Genomic DNA, 18571 nt, shown 5'->3' with positions numbered 1-18571 from the left:
CGCGGATTACGCTTCAACAATTGCCAGAATGTCGCTTTCAGACATGATCAACACTTCTTCATTGTCGATCTTTTCAGATTTCACACCGTAGCCATCGTTAAAAATAACGATGTCGCCAACTTTCACGTCCAGCGGCTGTACAGTACCGTTGTCCAGGATGCGACCCTTACCGACAGCGATGATTTCGCCACGAGTTGATTTACCCGCTGCGGAACCGGTCAGTACGATGCCGCCAGCAGATTTGGACTCAACTTCTTTACGTTTGACGATCACACGATCATGTAACGGACGAATACTCATTGATAGCTCTCCTTTGAGAAAGTCATTATCAGTTATGGGTGACGCCGGCCCGTAAACGGTTTCCCGGCTGGTGACCAGAGAGATGGGGATGGGGTTTTGCCCCTTCAAGGGGGGAGATGAAAAAAAATTCTTCTGAGCGAAAAAAGCGGTAAAAACGCTACTTATCTCACGTTTACCCAAGGTTTAGAACATCCTGCTATAAGAAAAGGCGTGTGTGATACGCTTAAAAATGCCTGTCGTCACCTGACGTTACAATGCCGCCGGATAATGAGCTGATGAATGAACTAAAAAAAGAGCTTGGGTTGGTTCAGGGCGTTATCTTGTTAACCACATCATTATTAGGGACTGGCGTTTTTGCGCTTCCGGAGCTGGCTGCGCTGGCGGCAGGCGACATCAGCCTTTGGGCATGGCCGCTGCTCATTATTTTGATTTTCCCTATTGCGATTGTCTTTGCTGTGCTGGGGCGTCATTTTCCACACGCTGGCGGCGTAGCGCATTTTGTCGGGATGGCATTTGGCCCGCGTCTGCAACGAGTGATCAGTTGGCTGTTTTTATCAGTTATTCCTGTTAGTTTTCCCGCAGCCTTGCATATTGCGGTGGGTTTCGGCCAGGCGCTGTTTGGCTGGCAAAGGGAACAGCTCTTATTTGGGGAGCTGGGTACTCTAGGTTTACTATGGTTTATGGGATCGCGCGGCGCCAGCTCCAGCGCCAACCTGCAAGCCATTATCGCTGGATTAATTATCGCGCTTATTGCCGCCATTCTGTGGAAAGGCGCGATTAAACCTGCGGATATCACCTTCCCAGCCGCAAACGAAATCACCTTTTCCCGGCTGTGTACCGCCCTGGCGATCATGTTCTGGGGATTTGTGGGAATTGAGGCTTTTACGCATTTGTCGTCTGAATTTAAAAATCCTGAACGTGATTTTCCGCGCGCATTGATCATTGGCCTGATGCTGGCCGGCGCCATTTATTGGACCTGTACCGCCGTGGTGCTGCATTTTGGCGTCTATAGCGACAAGATAGCGGCAACAGCCTCGCTACCGCTTATTATTGTTCATCTCTTCGGTATCCAGGCGTTGTGGGTAGCCTGCATTATTGGTTATCTCACCTGCTTTGCCAGCCTGAATGTGTATGCTCAGAGTTTTGCGCGTCTGATATGGACGCAAATGCAATATCAGCCCGATCACTATCTGGCTCAACTCTCTCCCGGGCGCCTTCCCTTGCACGCGTTAAACGTTATTCTGGCCTGTTGTTGCGTGAGTTCCCTGGTCGTCTACGCCCTGAAGATTAACCTCAATGCGCTGATCGTCTATGCTAACGGTATTTTTATTATGCTCTATCTGCTTTGTATGCTGGCGGGCTGTCGACTGTTGAAAGGGCGCTGCTATGCACTGGCGGTGACGGGTTGTCTACTGTGCCTGTTATTGCTGGTAATGCTGGGGTGGAAAAGCTTATATGCCATTATTATGCTGGCAGCATTATGGCTGTTTTTACCGAAGCGAAAACGCATGGCGTAAGACGTATCTGTTGGCCGGATAACGCCTCACGCGACTTATCCGACCAGCATCTCTACCTTTAATCCCGACGATCGTCTTTATGTTCAATACGATCGCGATCGTCATCTTTACGCTGATACTCGCCGTCAAATGTTTCGCCACCGCCAGTACCCGCGCTAAACCCGCCGCCCGGCATCCGGGAAAAACGTAAATGCGGCAGCAACTTCAGCGTCAAATGTTTTTGCACTGGCGGTAACAAAAGGAGAAGGCCGAGAAAATCGGTGAAAAATCCCGGCAACAGGAGCAGTAAGCCAGCGATGATCAGCGATACACTCTTAATCATTTCTGCCGCCGGGCTCTCACCGGCCGCCATTTTTTGTTGCATCAGCAAAAAGTTTTTAAAACCCTGGTTACGTACCAGCGACATACCGATAACAGACGTAAAAATCACCAGGATTAGCGTCATCAGGACGCCAAGCACATGGGCGACCTGGATAAAGATAGAAATCTCAATGTAAACATAGAGAAAGACAGCTAAAAAGGGTATCCAGCGCAAAGGACTCTCCTGTAAGTCATGGCCGTCTGCGACGACCATTTGAATGGGGTTGCGATTCGCATCGATTCGATATGGTGGTGCGTAGCAAAATTTCAAGTGGTTTGTACACCTATTTTAGGTAGTAATACTAAAGCGGTGACCTATTTCACAAAATAATAAATAAGGGGTAAATTCCCACACTTTAAGTGATCCAGATTACGGTAGGAATTCTGAAGCAGCATATGATCTCGTTTATCAGGCCGATGGAGGGGATAATCGTCGGTCAGAAAACATTCGAAATCACATATATCCTGTGTGTTTTAAAGTAAAAATCATTGGCAGCTTGAAAAAGAAGGTTCACATGTCAAACAACATTCGTATCGAAGAAGATCTGTTGGGTACCAGGGAAGTTCCAGCTGAAGCCTACTATGGTGTTCACACTCTGAGAGCGATTGAAAACTTCTACATTAGCAATAACAAAATCAGCGACATCCCTGAATTTGTGCGTGGCATGGTTATGGTAAAAAAAGCGGCGGCGCTGGCCAACAAAGAGCTGCAAACCATTCCTAAGAGTGTGGCGAATGCCATCATTGCCGCATGTGATGAAGTCCTTAACAACGGTAAGTGCATGGACCAGTTCCCGGTAGATGTCTACCAGGGCGGCGCGGGCACTTCCGTCAACATGAATACCAACGAAGTGCTGGCCAATATCGGGCTGGAACTGATGGGTCATCAGAAAGGTGAATATCAGTACCTGAACCCGAACGACCACGTGAATAAATGTCAATCCACTAACGACGCCTATCCGACAGGCTTCCGTGTAGCGGTTTACGCCTCTATCGTCAAACTGATCGATGCCATCAACCAGTTGCGTGAAGGTTTCGAACGTAAAGCGGTTGAATTCCAGGACATCCTGAAAATGGGTCGTACCCAGTTGCAGGACGCCGTACCGATGACGCTTGGTCAAGAATTCCGTGCATTCAGCATCCTGCTGAAAGAAGAAGTGAAAAGCATCGAGCGTACTGCTGAGCTGCTTCTGGAAGTCAACCTTGGCGCAACGGCAATCGGTACTGGTCTGAACACGCCGAAAGAATACTCTCCGCTGGCGGTGAAAAAACTGGCTGAAGTCACTGGTTTCGCCTGTGTTCCGGCTGAAGATCTGATTGAGGCGACATCTGACTGTGGCGCATATGTTATGGTTCACAGCGCGCTGAAACGTCTGGCAGTGAAGATGTCCAAAATCTGTAACGACCTGCGCTTGCTCTCTTCTGGTCCTCGTGCCGGCCTGAACGAGATCAACCTGCCGGAACTGCAGGCGGGCTCTTCCATCATGCCAGCCAAAGTGAACCCGGTTGTACCGGAAGTCGTAAACCAGGTATGCTTTAAAGTCATCGGTAACGACACCACCGTTACGATGGCGGCGGAAGCCGGTCAGTTGCAGTTGAACGTTATGGAGCCGGTTATCGGTCAGGCGATGTTCGAATCCATCCACATTCTGAGCAACGCGTGCTACAACCTGCTGGAAAAATGCGTTAACGGCATTACCGCGAATAAAGAAGTGTGCGAAGGGTACGTTTACAACTCCATCGGTATCGTCACTTACCTCAACCCGTTCATCGGCCACCACAACGGCGACATCGTCGGTAAAATCTGTGCTGAAACCGGTAAGAGCGTACGTGAAGTTGTGCTGGAGCGCGGCCTGTTAACGGAAGCCGAGCTGGACGATATTTTCTCCGTACAGAACTTGATGCACCCGGCTTATAAAGCTAAACGTTATACTGATGAAAGCGAACAGTAATCGTACAGGGTAGTACCAAAGAGGCACGTCACGATGACGTGCCTTTTTTCTTACAAGAAGTTACCAAATAACAACAATTTAATATCAACTTGTTAAACAACAAGGAAGGCTAATATGATAGTTGTCGAACTTATCATTGTTTTGCTGGCAATCTTTTTGGGCGCCAGACTTGGGGGCATCGGTATTGGATTCGCAGGTGGGCTGGGTGTTCTGGTACTTGCCGCCATCGGCGTGAAGCCAGGGACAATTCCATTCGATGTCATTTCCATCATCATGGCGGTTATCGCCGCGATCTCTGCTATGCAGGTCGCGGGCGGTCTGGATTATTTGGTAAACCAGACGGAAAAACTGCTGCGTAAGAACCCGAAATACATCACTATCCTCGCACCGATTGTGACCTATTTCCTGACTATTTTTGCTGGTACCGGGAACATTTCCCTGGCAACGCTGCCGGTTATTGCTGAAGTCGCGAAGGAGCAGGGAATCAAACCTTGCCGTCCGCTCTCGACCGCCGTGGTATCCGCGCAGATTGCGATTACCGCCTCGCCGATTTCTGCGGCCGTGGTGTATATGTCTTCTGTTATGGAAGGTCATGGCATTAGCTACATTCACCTGCTGTCCGTGGTTATCCCCTCTACGCTGCTGGCGGTGCTGGTGATGTCCTTCCTGGTCACGATGCTGTTCAACTCCAAACTGTCGGACGACCCGATTTACCGCAAGCGTCTGGAAGAAGGATTGATTGAACTGCGTGGTGAAAAGCAGATTGAAATCAAACCGATGGCAAAAAATTCCGTCTGGCTGTTCCTGCTGGGCGTTATTTGCGTGGTTGTTTATGCGATTGTTAACAGTCCGAGCCTCGGCCTGGTTGAGAAACCGCTGATGAACACCACCAACGCTATTTTGATCATCATGTTGAGCGTCGCAACGCTGACCACCATCCTGTGTAAAGTGGAAACTGACGCCATCCTCAACTCCAGTACCTTTAAAGCAGGGATGAGCGCCTGTATCTGTATTCTGGGCGTGGCGTGGCTGGGCGATACCTTCGTATCCGCTAACATCGACTGGATCAAAGACACTGCGGGTAGCGTCATCCAGGGTCATCCGTGGCTGCTGGCCGTCATCTTCTTCTTTGCTTCCGCGCTGCTCTACTCTCAGGCGGCAACGGCGAAAGCGCTGATGCCGATGGCGCTGGCGCTGAACGTCTCTCCGCTGACGGCAGTCGCTTCCTTCGCCGCCGTTTCCGGCCTGTTCATTTTGCCGACCTACCCGACTCTGGTTGCGGCGGTACAGATGGATGACACCGGTACAACCCGTATCGGTAAATTCGTCTTTAACCATCCGTTCTTCATCCCAGGCACCCTGGGCGTCGTTCTGGCTGTCTGCTTCGGCTTCCTGCTGGGCAGCTTTATGCTGTAAGTGTTTCACCCGCGGGGCGTATCACGCCCCGCATTCTCCCGCCCTTTGACTAACATCCTGCCCTCGTCCGTTGTATAGTGACCGTTCACTTGCGGGTCTTTTTGTTCTTTCGAGGTGTTTATGCTTGATGTTAAGAGTCAGGATATTTCCATCCCCGAGGCCGTTGTGGTGCTTTGTACCGCCCCGGATGAAGCTACCGCCCAGGATCTGGCCGCCAAAGTGCTGGCGGAAAAACTGGCCGCCTGCGCCACCCTCCTCCCCGGCGCGACATCGCTGTACTACTGGGAAGGCAAGCTGGAGCAGGAGTATGAAGTTCAAATGATCTTAAAAACCACCGTTTCACATCAGCAAGCGCTTATCGACTGCCTGAAGTCTCATCACCCGTATCAAACGCCTGAACTTCTGGTTTTACCTGTTACTCACGGAGATACTGATTACCTCTCATGGCTCAACGCATCTTTACGCTGATCCTGCTGCTGTGCAGCACATCCGCCTTCGCCGGATTATTCGACGCGCCGGGTCGCTCGCAGTTCGTCCCTGCCGACCGGGCGTTTGTTTTTGATTTTCAGCAAAATCAACACGATCTTACCCTCTCCTGGCAGGTAAAAGAGGGTTACTACCTTTACCGTAAACAAATCAGTATCACGCCGACGAAAGCGGATATCGCCGCAGTCCAACTCCCGGCAGGCGTCTGGCATGAAGATGAGTTCTACGGAAAAAGCGAAATCTACCGTAAGCGGCTAAACGTTCCGGTAACGGTTAACCAGGCGGCGGCTGGCGCGACATTAACGATAACGTACCAGGGGTGCGCCGATGCGGGATTCTGTTATCCGCCGGAAACGAAAACGGTGCCGCTAAGTGAAGTTGCCGCGGCGATAGACGCCACGCCGACGCCTGCTGTCACCCAGACGAGTGAGACGTCAAAACCCGCCGCCCAGCTACCTTTTTCCGCGCTCTGGGCGCTGCTGATCGGCATCGGCATTGCCTTTACGCCCTGCGTTTTACCCATGTATCCGCTGATTTCCGGTATTGTCCTGGGGGGAAGGCAGCGTTTGTCGACGGGGCGCGCACTGCTGCTGGCCTTTATCTATGTACAAGGGATGGCGCTGACCTATACCGCACTGGGTCTGGTCGTCGCCGCGGCGGGATTACAGTTTCAGGCGGCGCTGCAGCACCCTTATGTGTTAATCGGCCTTGCCATCGTGTTCACCCTGCTTGCGTTGTCGATGTTTGGCCTGTTCACACTACAGCTCCCCTCCTCACTGCAAACCCGGCTGACATTAATGAGTAATCGTCAGCAAGGCGGCTTGCCCGGAGGTGTTTTTGTTATGGGGGCGATTGCCGGATTAATTTGCTCGCCCTGTACCACAGCGCCATTAAGCGCGATCCTGCTTTATATCGCTCAGAGCGGCAACATGTGGCTGGGCGGCGGTACGCTGTATTTGTATGCATTAGGTATGGGTCTGCCGCTAATGCTGGTCACCGTGTTTGGCAACCGCCTGTTACCGAAAAGCGGCCCGTGGATGGCGCATGTCAAAACCGCTTTTGGTTTCGTGATCCTCGCGTTACCGGTCTTTTTACTGGAGCGGATTATTGGCGAGGCTTGGGGTTTACGTCTGTGGTCGCTGCTGGGCGTCGCTTTCTTTGGTTGGGCCTTTATCACCAGCCTTCAGGCCAGACGAGCGTGGATGCGTATCGTACAGATTATCCTGCTGGCGGCAGCGCTCATTAGCGTGCGACCTCTACAGGATTGGGCGTTCGGATCGCCATCCGCGCAAGCTCCAGCGCACCTCAATTTCACGGCTATTTCTACCGTGGACGAACTCAATCAGGCGCTGGCGCAGGCCAAAGGCAAACCCGTCATGCTGGATTTCTACGCCGACTGGTGCGTGGCCTGTAAAGAGTTTGAAAAGTATACCTTCAGCGATCCGCGGGTTCAGCAGGCGCTCGGCGACACGGTGCTCTTGCAGGCTAACGTCACCGCTAACAATGCGCAGGACGTCGCGCTGTTAAAGCATCTGCAAGTCCTCGGGCTGCCCACCATTCTGTTCTTTGATGCCCAAGGCCAGGAACAACCGCAAGCGCGAGTCACCGGCTTTATGGACGCCGCCACCTTTAGCGCGCATTTGCACGATCGCCAACCGTGAGCGACACTTGCAAAAGCAAAGACGGAGGAGAATACCGTGCAACGTGAAGATATTCTGGGAGAAGCCCTGAAATTACTGGAGACGCAAGGGATAGCCGATACTACGCTGGAAATGGTGGCGGAGCGCGTAAATCGCCCACTCGACACATTACAGCGTTTCTGGCCAGATAAAGAAGCCATTTTATATGACGCGCTACGTTATCTGAGTCAGCAGGTAGATATCTGGCGACGCCAGCTTCTTCTTGATGAGACGCTTTCTGCTGAACAAAAGCTACTGGCACGCTACAGCGCGCTTTCGGAATGTGTCAGTAATAACCGTTATCCTGGTTGCTTGTTCATTGCCGCCTGTACGTTTTATCCCGACCCAACCCATCCTATTCACCAACTGGCCAATCAACAAAAACGCGCGGCACATGATTTTACCCATGAGCTACTGACCACGCTGGAAATTGACGATCCGGCGATGGTCGCAAGGCAGATGGAGCTGGTGCTGGAAGGTTGTCTCAGCCGAATGCTGGTCAACCGCAGTCAGGCTGATGTAGATACCGCTCAGCGGTTGGCGGAAGATATTCTGCGTTTTGCACAGTGCCGTCAGGGTGGCGCGCTCACCTGACGGGGTACTGATTTTATGCATTTTGCCTGAAAAGCAGGCAGTCAGCGCGCTTTTATCACTTTTTTCGTGTAAAGCCGTTGACGACCGCGCCCCTTTACGGTTTAATGCGCCCCGTTGCCCGGATAGCTCAGTCGGTAGAGCAGGGGATTGAAAATCCCCGTGTCCTTGGTTCGATTCCGAGTCCGGGCACCACTTATTCAGAAAACCCAGCCTATGGCTGGGTTTTTGCTTTTCTGGGAATGGAAATCCGTAGCCCCCATCTCCGGCCTGACTAGCTATAACGAGAAGGCCAGATTTTCTCTGGCGCAACGCCCAGCGCTTCGGCGATCAGCCGCTCATCTTTGGGCCTGGGTCAAAAGCTTACTTAGCTACAGGGAGATTATTACCAGTAATAACGCGTATCACTCCATCTGACGGTTCGCTAGCCCCGACAAGTGAATCCAATATCTCCGCCATGAACTTTTCCATCACTGACAACAATAATCCCTTCGCCAATTTTAGTATTTTTTCTTTTTCGGTTTCTTTATTCTTACATACTGTTTCCGACTCTTGTTCATAATCATAAATTAATACTCAGCACATCATGACTGGTGGTAGTTGTCGGGGTAACAGAGCACATACTTTAAAATACTTATTCATAGTTTGTTATTACGTAAACATTTTAACCTAATGCGTGTCAGTCAGGCACGCAGATAAAAAACAACCGGGGAGAAAAGTTAAACAAAATGCTGTTAGCAGGAAGTACGGTATTGTTCTGTTGTCCGCTGCAGTCAGTCCGGTATGGACAGACAATAATACCAGTGCAGCGTCCTGCTTTTTTACCTGTATGTTGAATAACCATTGCAATAAATCATTATAGGATTACATCTGTTTATTATTGCCTGATCCGGAGTGAGTCTTTATGAAAAGTCGTTATTTAGTATTTTTTCTACCACTGATCGTAGCTAAATACACATCAGCAGAAACAGTGCAACCCTTTCATTCTCCTGAAGAATCAGTGAACAGTCAGTTCTACTTACCACCACCGCCAGGTAATGATGATCCGGCTTTCCGCTATGATAAGGAGGCTTATTTTAAGGGCTATGCGATAAAAGGTTCCCCACGATGGAAACAAGCTGCTGAGGATGCAGATGTAAGCGTGGAAAATATAGCCAGAATATTCTCGCCAGTAGTGGGTGCTAAAATTAATCCCAAAGATACGCCAGAAACCTGGAATATGTTACAGAATCTTCTGAAAATGGGCGGCTACTACGCTACTGCTTCGGCAAAAAAATATTATATGCGTACTCGTCCCTTTGTCTTATTTAATCATTCTACCTGCCGTCCTGAAGATGAGAATACTTTGCGAAAAGATGGCTCTTACCCTTCCGGGCATACTGCTTATGGTACACTTCTGGCATTAGTATTATCCCAGGCCAGACCGGAACGCGCGCAGGAGCTCGCCAGACGAGGATGGGAGTTCGGGCAAAGCAGAGTGATATGCGGTGCTCACTGGCAAAGCGATGTTGATGCTGGCCGTTATGTGGGAGCAGTAGAGTTTGCAAGGCTGCAAACAATCCCGGCTTTTCAGAAGTCACTGGCAAAAGTCCGTGAGGAGCTGAACGACAAAAATAATTTATTGAGTAAAGAAGAACGCCCCGAACTTAATTACTGAAGGTGAAAGTCTTCCCGCAAACTGGCCACAGCAAATGAAAGGAAGTGCAACTGCGTAGGGGCGACCGGGCGTGGAGAATGCCTTTGGTTTCCCCGATTCGCATGAATTCAACGCCCCCTTCCCCCGTTTGCAGTCCGTCCAGACCGTATCGAATACTTCCGGGAGGAGCTCCTTCTCAGCCAAATTAAAGTCCGCACTCATGATGTCGTTGTCCGGCTGAAGCGGTAAAACCGGTCTGGCTCACTGACTGTCCACAGCGAATTCCGGCCATCAGAAGCCAAGAGATACGTTCTGGAGTTTAAACACTCTCCACCAAATCCCCCAACGTCACCATCAACATCATCGGATCCATCGGCGACGGTACAAACCCCACCCGCTGGTAAAATTCCCGCGCTTCATCCGACAGGGCGTGAACCAGCATCCCGCGAATGCCGATAATCTCCGCCACCTGAATAACCCGCAGCCCTGCGTCGCGTACCAGCGCCCGACCAACGCCCTGCCCATGAAGCGATTTATCCACCGCCAGACGCCCCAATACCACAACCGGAATCGGGTCAGGCATATTGCGACGAAAGCGACCGGGGGAGGTATTCGTCGTGACCGCGCTGGACGCCAGCGAGTAATAGGCCAGTACGTTCGAATCGCTGCCACAACACACAAAGGTACGGGACGCGCCAGTGGTCTGATTTTTCATCGCCCGCTGTTTCAGCCAGTTATCCATAGAATCCACACCGCAGCAAAACGGAGTAAGAATATGTCCGGCATGAAGCGGCTCAGGGGTGGAGATCATTTTTCCTGCTCCCACGGCGCAGGGGTCTGCATGGTTTTACGCAGTGCGGCATTAGGTGAAGGTGTTTGATCCAAACGAACGAGAAATTCCTGATAAGCCTCTGGATCGGCCATAATGATGCGTTGTTCGATAAGCGCTTCTTCTGCGGCAGCACGGGCAGCTTCCAGCACAAAGTCTGTGCGGTTTTTCCCTCTGGCTTTCGCCGCTCGATCAATAAGATCGCGCTCGGCGGGTTTGATACGCAGGTTCAGAGTTTCACGTTTCATCGCCATACTGTTTGCGGCTGGCATAGTGTTGTCCTCTTGTACTTCTGTGGATATTAAGTATACAACACGCGTAACGCAGATGTCATTACGATAAATTTAGAAGGAATGGAACCGGAGTAGCGAACCGAAAGGTTTTCTACTCATTTATAGATTCAGTACCAGGCTGTGCGCTGGCATTCGCTGTGAGTGATTCCTCCTCGGGGCCGACGCAGCAAAAGATTCAATACTGCCGCGCCAAAACACGCAACATTATATAATCAGAAAGCATAAACCTAACGGATACGCACAGTCAGAACCTCAATAACGTGTTACACCGTTTTTCATAAAGCCAACCATACGATTGAATGCTTCCCCTCCCCCTCAAACTTCCGGATATCGCCACGCCATCTACCCGCCGCCGTATATATTTACCGCGTTGTATGCCTTTCCTAACCGAGAGCGTTAATATTTACCTCCAGGATAAACCTTATCACAAATTAACATCAGATCTTATACCTTATGCTAACTACCTCCATGAAATTAAAGAGCTATTCTCTAAAAGATTAAAGGCAATTATTACTTAATTCAAATTTTAAAGAGATAATTTGATAATAACATGAGCCAATTCTTGTAAATTTCCATCTTTTTTTATACGCGACATAGTTTTTTAACGATACTATAATATGTAGAAATGCAATATAAAATAGCATTTTCCATAGAAAATGAAAAGATCGCCACCTGATACCTTAAGTTCGCAAATAATTATATAGCTATATATTAGTTTTTTTGAAATATTTTTCAGAATAATTTTTGATATACACGCACATTTAATAAAAGGAAATTATCATGCTAAAAGTATTTAATCCCTCACCTGTCCAGGTGGGGAGCATTGAATGTTTACAATCAGCGCAAAACTGGCAGAGGAAATCCTTATCACTTCAGGGATTAAATTTACTGCAGTCCGTACTCATCAAGCTCACCACGGGTAAAATTTCAATTACGACATCGTCCGGGGAGTATATTACGGCATCAGGGCCAATGTTAATATTTTTAGCTAAAGATCAAACTATTCATATCACTATGGAAGAGACTCATGAACAGTTAAATTATAACTTAATTGAATTAGATTCAGCGTCAATAAAAAATGCTTATAATTTTTTTCTGTATGAACATGCAGACTTTTCGGCCCCATTAACAAAACCGACGACAAAACATCTGTTAGCGCCAATAGAAACAGGCGTAGCAAGAGTATTCAACCTCTTACACTCTTCAAATAAAAGCCAAAAACTGTCCCAAGATAAAAAGGAATATTTAATAAGATTTCTCCTTTCAGAGTTCATCTATGAACCCGAAGCATTTGCTCTCTTCAGAGAACTATCGCAAAATACATTAGCCGAAAACATCTATAATATTATTATAAGCGACATAAGTCGAAAATGGGCGCTCAAGGATATTTCTGACTCACTCTATATGAGTTGTTCCACATTAAAAAGGAAATTGAAACAAGAGCACACCTCATTCAGTGAAGTTTACCTTAATGCGCGAATGAATAAAGCGACAAAACTTCTACGCAATAGTGAATATAATATTACTCGAGTGGCTTATATGTGTGGTTATGATAGTGCTTCTTATTTTACATGCGTTTTTAAAAAACATTTCAAAACTACACCATCGGAATTTTTAGCGTTTTTATCTTCCTCTCGTCATCAATATGTTAATTGAGATATCTGACAATGCAGTATAAGAACAAAGCAAAACATATTAATATAAGAGACGGGATTCTGTTGCTCGCTAAAAAATTCGACCTAACATTGAGCGAGAAAAAAGTTATTTATTACGTGGCAGCAGGATTATCTGTTAAAAGTTGCTCAAATTTATTAGATCGAAATATAAAAACGATTTCAACACAAAAGAGATCGGCCTATAAAAAAATGGATATTACTACTGATGTTGAATTAATCCATTTGATGCTGAATGAGTTTTACATATCAGTCGATATTACGTAATTTTTTCTAAAATGTTGCTAGAGTGGTAGGCAAGGCAATTCTGGATATCATCTTCAGAGATCGTTCCGCAAACGCTATGGATAATTCTTCTCTGTCTATCGGCTGGCTGACGTTCGACTCTACACCGCCAGTACGTTCCATGAAGGATAATAGTGATATTGGCGCCAGAGGCGATAATATCACTAACATCAATACACCGACCTTTATCGGCTCCTCAGAAGCTCACGCAACAATTAAGCTGACTATTGATACACAACCGCCCGCCGAACCAACGTTGGGATCGACTGTTAGCAGTCTGGATAATACCGTCACCCTTAAGGGAGTCGTGGAGGCGCATCAGGATATTCAGATGAAGGTCACGGTCAACAATACGGACTACACCGCCAGTGGAACATTTACAGGCACATCGCCGACGAAAAACCCGGTTAACAAGAGTTCCGGCGTAGATGAAATGATTTCGCTTAGCGAGGCGACATGGCATTCGGTAAGTGTTGATGAAGAATATTATGCCTGATAACTAAACATCACCCTGCGAGGCCTCTTCGGAGGCCTGCTGAAAAAAACAGAATAACATTCATTGTCTGTTAATTATTACATGGAGAGTTAATTTATAAAAAAAAGCGGCAGACTACGCTGCCGCAAATATGAGGAGGACAATTACCGTTACGCTACACCACAAAGTAATCCGTTACTGAGGTAAGTAAAACATAAATATCCCCAACAATGAATCAACGAATCAAGCAATCGTCAAATCATGGTATTAATAACCTTGTTCTGTTTTAGCATACTGTGACAGTAAAAATAGATTTTAGTCATTCTGTATATCACACGAAAATTTATAAAACAGATTTGGTTCACTCACAATATACAAATTATTTTCATTATCCATGGCAATCCCTTCTGGCTGGGGGATATCGTCTCTGAGCCCTGACCACTCCGCCGTCAGGAACAATCGATCGCGCACCCGCCACTCGGAACTGACCTCCAGAATCATTTTTGACTCGTCCGACAACACCAGCAGCGAATCCGTTGGGGCATGGTATTCAAGTCCGGAGACATCGCTCACACTCGCAGTGATGGCAGAAGGCAACGCTCTGGTGATACCATTTTTGCTCATCTCTACTTCTTTGATCATAATGGGTTTTCTTTCTTTTGCGGCATATAATCTCTTATTTTTCGCATCCCATGCCGTACCTTCCAGCCCTTTATTTTTTGCTTTGTCATAGCCCTCAAGCTTCACCATGGAGATTATCTGCATGGTGCCGCGCTGAATATCCACCTGTGTTTTATAGACCGCGCCATCTTTCTCACTGCCTATCTGGAACTGGTTACCCCCACTCCATGCAATAGACTCCGGGTCGTGGATGCCCTGCAGCGGCATCCGCCCTACCAGCTGCCCTTCTGTCGTTAACCAGACCAGTTCAGGGGGATTATTAATAACGGCGAAAAGCATCCTGTCTTCGGCGGAGTAGGTCAAACCTGAAAGGTTACTCTTAACTCCTGCGACTGGTTTTTGCTGAATAACCGCTTTATAGCTACTCAGTGCTAGCGCCGAGGGTTTATCACCATATTTGAGGATCAGTTGATAAACATAGCGTATATCGTCCCTGACCATAAATAAAATCACGCCCAAGAGTACAACCACAATAACGCGTTTTAGTAATCTCATAAAAAATCCATAGCAGATCGCGTCACGACTGATGTCGTAACGCATTTCTTAAAAATAAAGCCGATGTCCGATAGAATCGTTATTCGGTTATGGCGAGCGCCATTAGCATAGGCAAAATGAAATAGTGAGGGTTATCACAAAAAGCCCGATTTTAATCACTAACGTACCCTTTTTGTAAATTGACATAATCAAGAGGAGGGTAGTTTCGGCTAATTATTTAAATAGTACGTCTGCAAATTCGCCCCTGTATGCAGGGCAAATGACAAAAAGTGATAATTAATGAGATGTAACACCGCAATCTGATCTGCTATTGCTGCTCCCACTTCTATTCAACCGGGCAGCAAAAAAATGAAACTCAACCTTATTACCGTCAGCCTGGCTACGCTCGTTGCCGCTGGCGCATTCCCGGCCCATGCCGGTCCTCAGGCGCATGTCGTGTGCGGCTATCACCACACGCTGGGCGATGACGCGATTATGATGTTTGGTAAAGCTAATCAGGCGATGTGGCATGACTTTTTTGGCAACACCCACACCGATGCGGTCTCTACCTACCAGACGTTGCGCGCGCAACCCGATACCACCTGTGATAATAAAGCCGACAGCTCCGCTTACTGGGCGCCGTCCATGAAATTACCTGATGGTGAAATCGTAAATCCGGCCTACCAAAAGACCTATTATCAATCCACAAATGTAGCGCAATATCCGCTCCATCCATTCCCGGCCGGGCTGGAGTTACTGGCCGGCGACCATCACGGTACTGGCCCCAGTACCGCAATCACCTTTTTATGTGCCAACGGCAAAGGTTACACCAACAAGGTAGGCGAAATATGCGGCCTGCGTAAAGCGGGCGATGCCGTCCAGTTTAATATCGGGATCGCTTTCCCCAACTGTTGGGATGGCGTCAACCTGAAACCAACCCATAGCCACAATAACGCTATCTATGCCGACCACGGGAAATGTTCCGCAAACTATCCGGTCAAAATCCCAACGGTGAATATGAACATCGCCTGGGTACTCCCGCAGATCTCCTCGCTGGATACGTCCAAAGTGGAATTGTCGATGGACCCGGTAATGCATGGCGAAACCCGGGAAGAGCGCTGGGGAAGTCTTTATACCGCCCATGCCGATTTTATGAATGGCTGGACGGAAGATGGCGCGCAGTTTATGACGGATCTGTGTATGAATCAGGGACTGGATTGCGGCACTACGGTTCCTTACGCCTACAGTAAAGCGGAAGAAAATACCTGGGTAAGCAGCGAAGACGACAAGCCTCATGCCAGCGTCGATACCTTGTACGTACAGGATGACTGGACAAATGGCGGACGCACGCAGCACCCGGAAACGCTCACGCTGGTGAAATTTAAGATCCCGCCCCTGCCTGCCAATATGGACGCTTCGCTATTCAAATACCGTATTCGCCTTTTTGGCGGCAAAACGGAAGCGAACGGCGCCGATCAAATTTTCTTTTACCCGACCAGCAGTGACTGGCACGTCAGTACCGTGTCCTGGAACAATAAACCGGCGATCAACTACCGTTCCGATGCCGTGTTATATCTGGACCATTCACATGAGTATCGCATGGTTGATGTCGATAAAGCGGTGCGCAAAGCGCTGGCGGAAGGGAAAACGGAAATATCCTGGTATATCGGCGGCGACCGTCAGGGAAATCACTACGACTTAATGCCAGCGGACTCAAAACAGAGCCTGGTGCTGATGCTGACCGGTTTCAAAAAGACGCCGGAGCTGTAATAGTAAACTGTGCCCGCTGACGCAACAGCGGGCACGATGGCGGCACAAGTATTACGGCACGCCATCAAAACCCGACCAATACCTCAGAAAAACAACCGTTTATTCTCTGGCTGTAGTCCCTGTTGCTGCTGAACATCCTGCAGATAACAGGTCGCTACGACGGCAAGCCGGGCATAGAAGGCGCTAACGGTATTGCGTTGCAGCAATTCCAGATAGCGGAATCCCCAGGGCAGCAGATGCGCCTCCAGTAACCGGTTGGCCGCCACGTTGTCGCCTCGTGCCAGCAGATCGCTACAGGCTAATAGCATCAGGCCAAACTGATCTTCCGGCTCGCGTTCACGGTCAGTGAATACCATTCCCTGCGACTGTAAAAAAGCTCGATAATCGGCGGTGGTTTCCCCCATCAGCAAATTATCTTTTTCCAGATAGACCGATCCCCAGGGCGGGACGGGCATCTTTCCCTGGCCTTCAAACAATACGGAAAATTGCCATGTAAGCGCATCATCATCCGGTAGCGACCATGACGCACACAGTGATTCAATATGTCCGCGATCGCGCCAGGGGTAAAGCTCAGGCAACGTTGGCAAACAATCGAACAACGCTTTCACCTCCGGCCTCTCAGGGGAGTAGTAAAACAGTGCGCCGAGGATACGCGGCAAAACAGCACGGGAAGGCATAGCAATAGCTCCTGAAATATCTCGCCTGATGACGCTACGCTTATCAGGCTTACATGGCACAAGCCGGGCAAAAAACTACATTGGCAGCGTCCACAGATTGTAAAACGCAATCCTACCCGCCAACTCCGCCGCGATAACCACCACTGCCGTCATGGCCAGCACCGCAGCGCTCGATTTCAGGCGTGCGCAGACCACCACCCCGACCACGCCCGCCGCCAGCAATATCGCCTGGGCGGTAAACCAGCTATGTTGCGCAGCGGTCAGAGCGCTATCGGCGCTCATCAGCGTCGCCATATAGCCCGGGCGCAGACAAAAGCTCACCAAAATCGCCAATACGCTGACCAGTAGCCCCAGACGGCGCACGCCAAACAATGCCGCCAACGCGCCGCCGCCAATCAACGGCGTCAATATCATCATTGCCGTGGTGTAAGATGAACGCCAGGTCGCCACCGTCGGCAGTTGGTAAATCTGCGGAACGGCGTATAAGAAGACTACTCCGACTATCGCCGCCAACCAGACCAACGCGTTACACAGCGGCGTCGCCCGGTTCAGCAACAAACCGAGCGCCCCCAGCCCGCCGAGCGCCGCAAAAGCCGCCGACAAGACAATCTCGTTACTCATCGGCGAATGTCCGACGCGCAGCAGCATATTCAGCGCGCGCAGCGGTTGCCCGACGTGGAAGGTGCCGACAACGACGCCAAGCCCAAACAGGCACATCACCGAGAACAGACCGATAGCCTTACGCCGCGGCGCGACCAGCCCCATTGCGCCGCCAATCAGCAGCAGAATAAACGCGCCGACCGCGCTCTGGGTAAAGACCGTAAAAAAGACCAGCGGTAACTCATGCATGGCGCACCTCCCGAATGTTCATGATTGCGCCTTCCGTATCGCCCGTGGGTCTCGCTTTCGGATGCGGTTTAATAATGAGGTTAGGATGGGTGAACGACGCCGAAGGCAGCGGCGCGATTTGATTCTCCGTGCCATATTTTGCCCGTAATTCATCGACAGGGCCGAAATCCAGCGCTCGCTGCGGGCAAGAATCCACACAAATAGGGCGCAGATTGTTCTCCAGTCGGTCAAGACAACCGTCGCACTTACGCATCACGTTCGCCTGCGTATCAAACTGCGGCGCGCCGTAGGGGCAGCGCATTTCACAATAACGACAGCCGACGCATACGCTGTCATCCACCACGACCAGACCATCTTCTTTGCGTTTATGCATCGCCCCGGTCGGACAGCCGGAGACACATACCGGCTCATCGCAATGGTTACAAGCAATAGAGAGATAGTAGGTAAAGGTGTCGTGATGCCAGCTTTCCCCCTCTTTCACCCAGCTTCCGCCGCCATATTCATAGACGCGGCGCAGTTTCGGACCGACATCCAGATCTTTATTATCCTTGCAGCTTACCTGGCAGGTTTTACAGCCTGAACAGCGCGAGGAGTCAACATAAAAGCCATACTGTTTCATCGTACATCA

19 protein-coding genes, 1 tRNA gene and 2 pseudogenes are annotated in these 18571 nt (G+C 49.4%); 13 read left to right on the top strand and 9 right to left on the bottom strand.

All coding sequences use genetic code 11. The annotated features are described in order from the left end of the window. Positions 1-6 precede the first annotated feature (6 nt). The gene (locus tag NA197_RS18460; protein ID WP_000027827.1) at positions 7-300 is read right to left on the bottom strand and encodes a co-chaperone GroES; all 294 of its coding nucleotides are present in this window, start codon (positions 298-300) and stop codon (positions 7-9) included. A 275-nt stretch (positions 301-575) separates the two neighbouring features. On the opposite strand from NA197_RS18460, the gene yjeH reads away from it, so the two are divergent. Beyond that, positions 576-1817 (top strand): L-methionine/branched-chain amino acid transporter, encoded by a 1242-nt coding sequence (yjeH, locus tag NA197_RS18455; RefSeq protein ID WP_064042937.1) that lies wholly within the window; start codon positions 576-578, stop codon positions 1815-1817. Positions 1818-1875: 58 nt separating this feature from the next. Here the strand turns inward: yjeH and NA197_RS18450 are convergent, their stop codons facing one another. Next, positions 1876-2352: an FxsA family protein gene (locus NA197_RS18450; RefSeq protein WP_001267291.1), complete on the bottom strand. Its 477-nt coding sequence runs from the start codon at positions 2350-2352 to the stop codon at positions 1876-1878. 340 nt (positions 2353-2692) lie between these two features. Between NA197_RS18450 and aspA the strand changes: the two genes are divergently transcribed. The 6 genes from aspA (at position 2693) to NA197_RS18420 (ending at position 8496) form a co-directional block, all read left to right on the top strand. Beyond that, complete coding sequence (gene aspA, locus NA197_RS18445; protein WP_000069440.1) at positions 2693-4129, top strand: aspartate ammonia-lyase; 1437 nt, start codon at positions 2693-2695, stop codon at positions 4127-4129. Between the two features lie 114 nt (positions 4130-4243). Beyond that, positions 4244-5545: an anaerobic C4-dicarboxylate transporter DcuA gene (gene dcuA, locus NA197_RS18440; protein ID WP_000637595.1), complete on the top strand. Its 1302-nt coding sequence runs from the start codon at positions 4244-4246 to the stop codon at positions 5543-5545. Positions 5546-5665: 120 nt separating this feature from the next. Then, a complete protein-coding gene (gene cutA, locus NA197_RS18435) occupies positions 5666-6013 on the top strand; it encodes a divalent cation tolerance protein CutA (protein ID WP_000887832.1) in 348 nt (115 codons plus the stop codon). Further along, on the top strand, positions 5989-7692 hold the full coding sequence (locus NA197_RS18430) for a protein-disulfide reductase DsbD (protein ID WP_064042933.1): 1704 nt from the start codon (positions 5989-5991) through the stop codon (positions 7690-7692). The genes cutA and NA197_RS18430 overlap by 25 nt, the downstream gene beginning before the upstream one ends. A 36-nt stretch (positions 7693-7728) precedes the next feature. After that, positions 7729-8304 carry a transcriptional regulator gene (locus tag NA197_RS18425; RefSeq protein WP_001188509.1) on the top strand — a complete coding sequence of 192 codons (576 nt, stop codon included), beginning with the start codon at positions 7729-7731 and terminating at the stop codon, positions 8302-8304. A 116-nt stretch (positions 8305-8420) separates the two neighbouring features. Continuing rightward, positions 8421-8496 (top strand) — tRNA-Phe (locus NA197_RS18420). Between the two features lie 79 nt (positions 8497-8575). On the opposite strand, the pseudogene NA197_RS18415 reads toward NA197_RS18420, so the two are convergent. After that, positions 8576-8650 (bottom strand): annotated as a pseudogene (locus tag NA197_RS18415) (helix-turn-helix domain-containing protein); the annotation flags it as partial. Positions 8651-9205: 555 nt separating this feature from the next. Between NA197_RS18415 and NA197_RS18410 the strand changes: the two are divergent. Further along, positions 9206-9958: a non-specific acid phosphatase gene (locus NA197_RS18410; RefSeq protein WP_064042932.1), complete on the top strand. Its 753-nt coding sequence runs from the start codon at positions 9206-9208 to the stop codon at positions 9956-9958. 298 nt (positions 9959-10256) lie between these two features. On the opposite strand, the gene NA197_RS18405 is transcribed toward NA197_RS18410, so the two are convergent. Beyond that, a complete protein-coding gene (locus NA197_RS18405; RefSeq protein WP_064042931.1) occupies positions 10257-10748 on the bottom strand; it encodes a GNAT family N-acetyltransferase in 492 nt (163 codons plus the stop codon). Then, on the bottom strand, positions 10745-11038 hold the full coding sequence (locus tag NA197_RS18400) for a DUF1778 domain-containing protein (RefSeq protein ID WP_001110452.1): 294 nt from the start codon (positions 11036-11038) through the stop codon (positions 10745-10747). Before NA197_RS18400 ends, NA197_RS18405 begins: the two co-directional genes overlap by 4 nt. Before the next feature lie 316 nt (positions 11039-11354). On the opposite strand from NA197_RS18400, the pseudogene NA197_RS18395 reads away from it, so the two are divergent. From NA197_RS18395 to NA197_RS18380, 4 genes and pseudogenes are all read left to right on the top strand, one after another. Then, positions 11355-11577 (top strand): annotated as a pseudogene (locus NA197_RS18395) (hypothetical protein). Positions 11578-11839: 262 nt separating this feature from the next. After that, positions 11840-12715 (top strand): AraC family transcriptional regulator, encoded by an 876-nt coding sequence (locus tag NA197_RS18390; protein ID WP_000921674.1) that lies wholly within the window; start codon positions 11840-11842, stop codon positions 12713-12715. Next, the gene (gene rtsB / locus NA197_RS18385; protein ID WP_001269916.1) at positions 12712-12999 is read left to right on the top strand and encodes a transcriptional regulator RtsB; all 288 of its coding nucleotides are present in this window, start codon (positions 12712-12714) and stop codon (positions 12997-12999) included. Before NA197_RS18390 ends, rtsB begins: the two co-directional genes overlap by 4 nt. A 76-nt stretch (positions 13000-13075) precedes the next feature. Next, the gene (locus NA197_RS18380) at positions 13076-13513 is read left to right on the top strand and encodes an Ig-like domain-containing protein (RefSeq protein ID WP_001584227.1); all 438 of its coding nucleotides are present in this window, start codon (positions 13076-13078) and stop codon (positions 13511-13513) included. A 294-nt stretch (positions 13514-13807) separates the two neighbouring features. Here the strand turns inward: NA197_RS18380 and NA197_RS18375 are convergent, their stop codons facing one another. Beyond that, positions 13808-14713 carry an SdiA-regulated domain-containing protein gene (locus NA197_RS18375; RefSeq protein WP_064042929.1) on the bottom strand — a complete coding sequence of 302 codons (906 nt, stop codon included), beginning with the start codon at positions 14711-14713 and terminating at the stop codon, positions 13808-13810. Between the two features lie 303 nt (positions 14714-15016). Here NA197_RS18375 and NA197_RS18370 point away from each other — a divergent pair, with 303 nt between their 5' ends. Next, positions 15017-16417: a CBM96 family carbohydrate-binding protein gene (locus tag NA197_RS18370; protein WP_064042928.1), complete on the top strand. Its 1401-nt coding sequence runs from the start codon at positions 15017-15019 to the stop codon at positions 16415-16417. A gap of 83 nt (positions 16418-16500) precedes the next feature. Here NA197_RS18370 and NA197_RS18365 read toward each other — a convergent pair whose 3' ends face one another. The 3 genes from NA197_RS18365 to NA197_RS18355 all read right to left on the bottom strand — a co-directional run bounded on the left by NA197_RS18365 (position 16501) and on the right by NA197_RS18355 (position 18562). Next, positions 16501-17094 (bottom strand): TorD/DmsD family molecular chaperone, encoded by a 594-nt coding sequence (locus NA197_RS18365; protein WP_001584224.1) that lies wholly within the window; start codon positions 17092-17094, stop codon positions 16501-16503. Between the two features lie 75 nt (positions 17095-17169). Further along, positions 17170-17943 (bottom strand): dimethyl sulfoxide reductase anchor subunit family protein, encoded by a 774-nt coding sequence (locus NA197_RS18360; protein ID WP_064042927.1) that lies wholly within the window; start codon positions 17941-17943, stop codon positions 17170-17172. Beyond that, complete coding sequence (locus NA197_RS18355; RefSeq protein WP_000816143.1) at positions 17936-18562, bottom strand: DMSO/selenate family reductase complex B subunit; 627 nt, start codon at positions 18560-18562, stop codon at positions 17936-17938. The genes NA197_RS18360 and NA197_RS18355 overlap by 8 nt, the downstream gene beginning before the upstream one ends. Positions 18563-18571 lie beyond the last annotated feature (9 nt).

The organism is Salmonella sp. NW884 (genome assembly GCF_051700745.1).
Classification (GTDB): domain Bacteria; phylum Pseudomonadota; class Gammaproteobacteria; order Enterobacterales; family Enterobacteriaceae; genus Salmonella; species Salmonella enterica.
The sequence above is the reverse complement of the archived record's forward strand: the minus strand, read 5'-3'. Positions and strand labels throughout refer to the sequence as shown.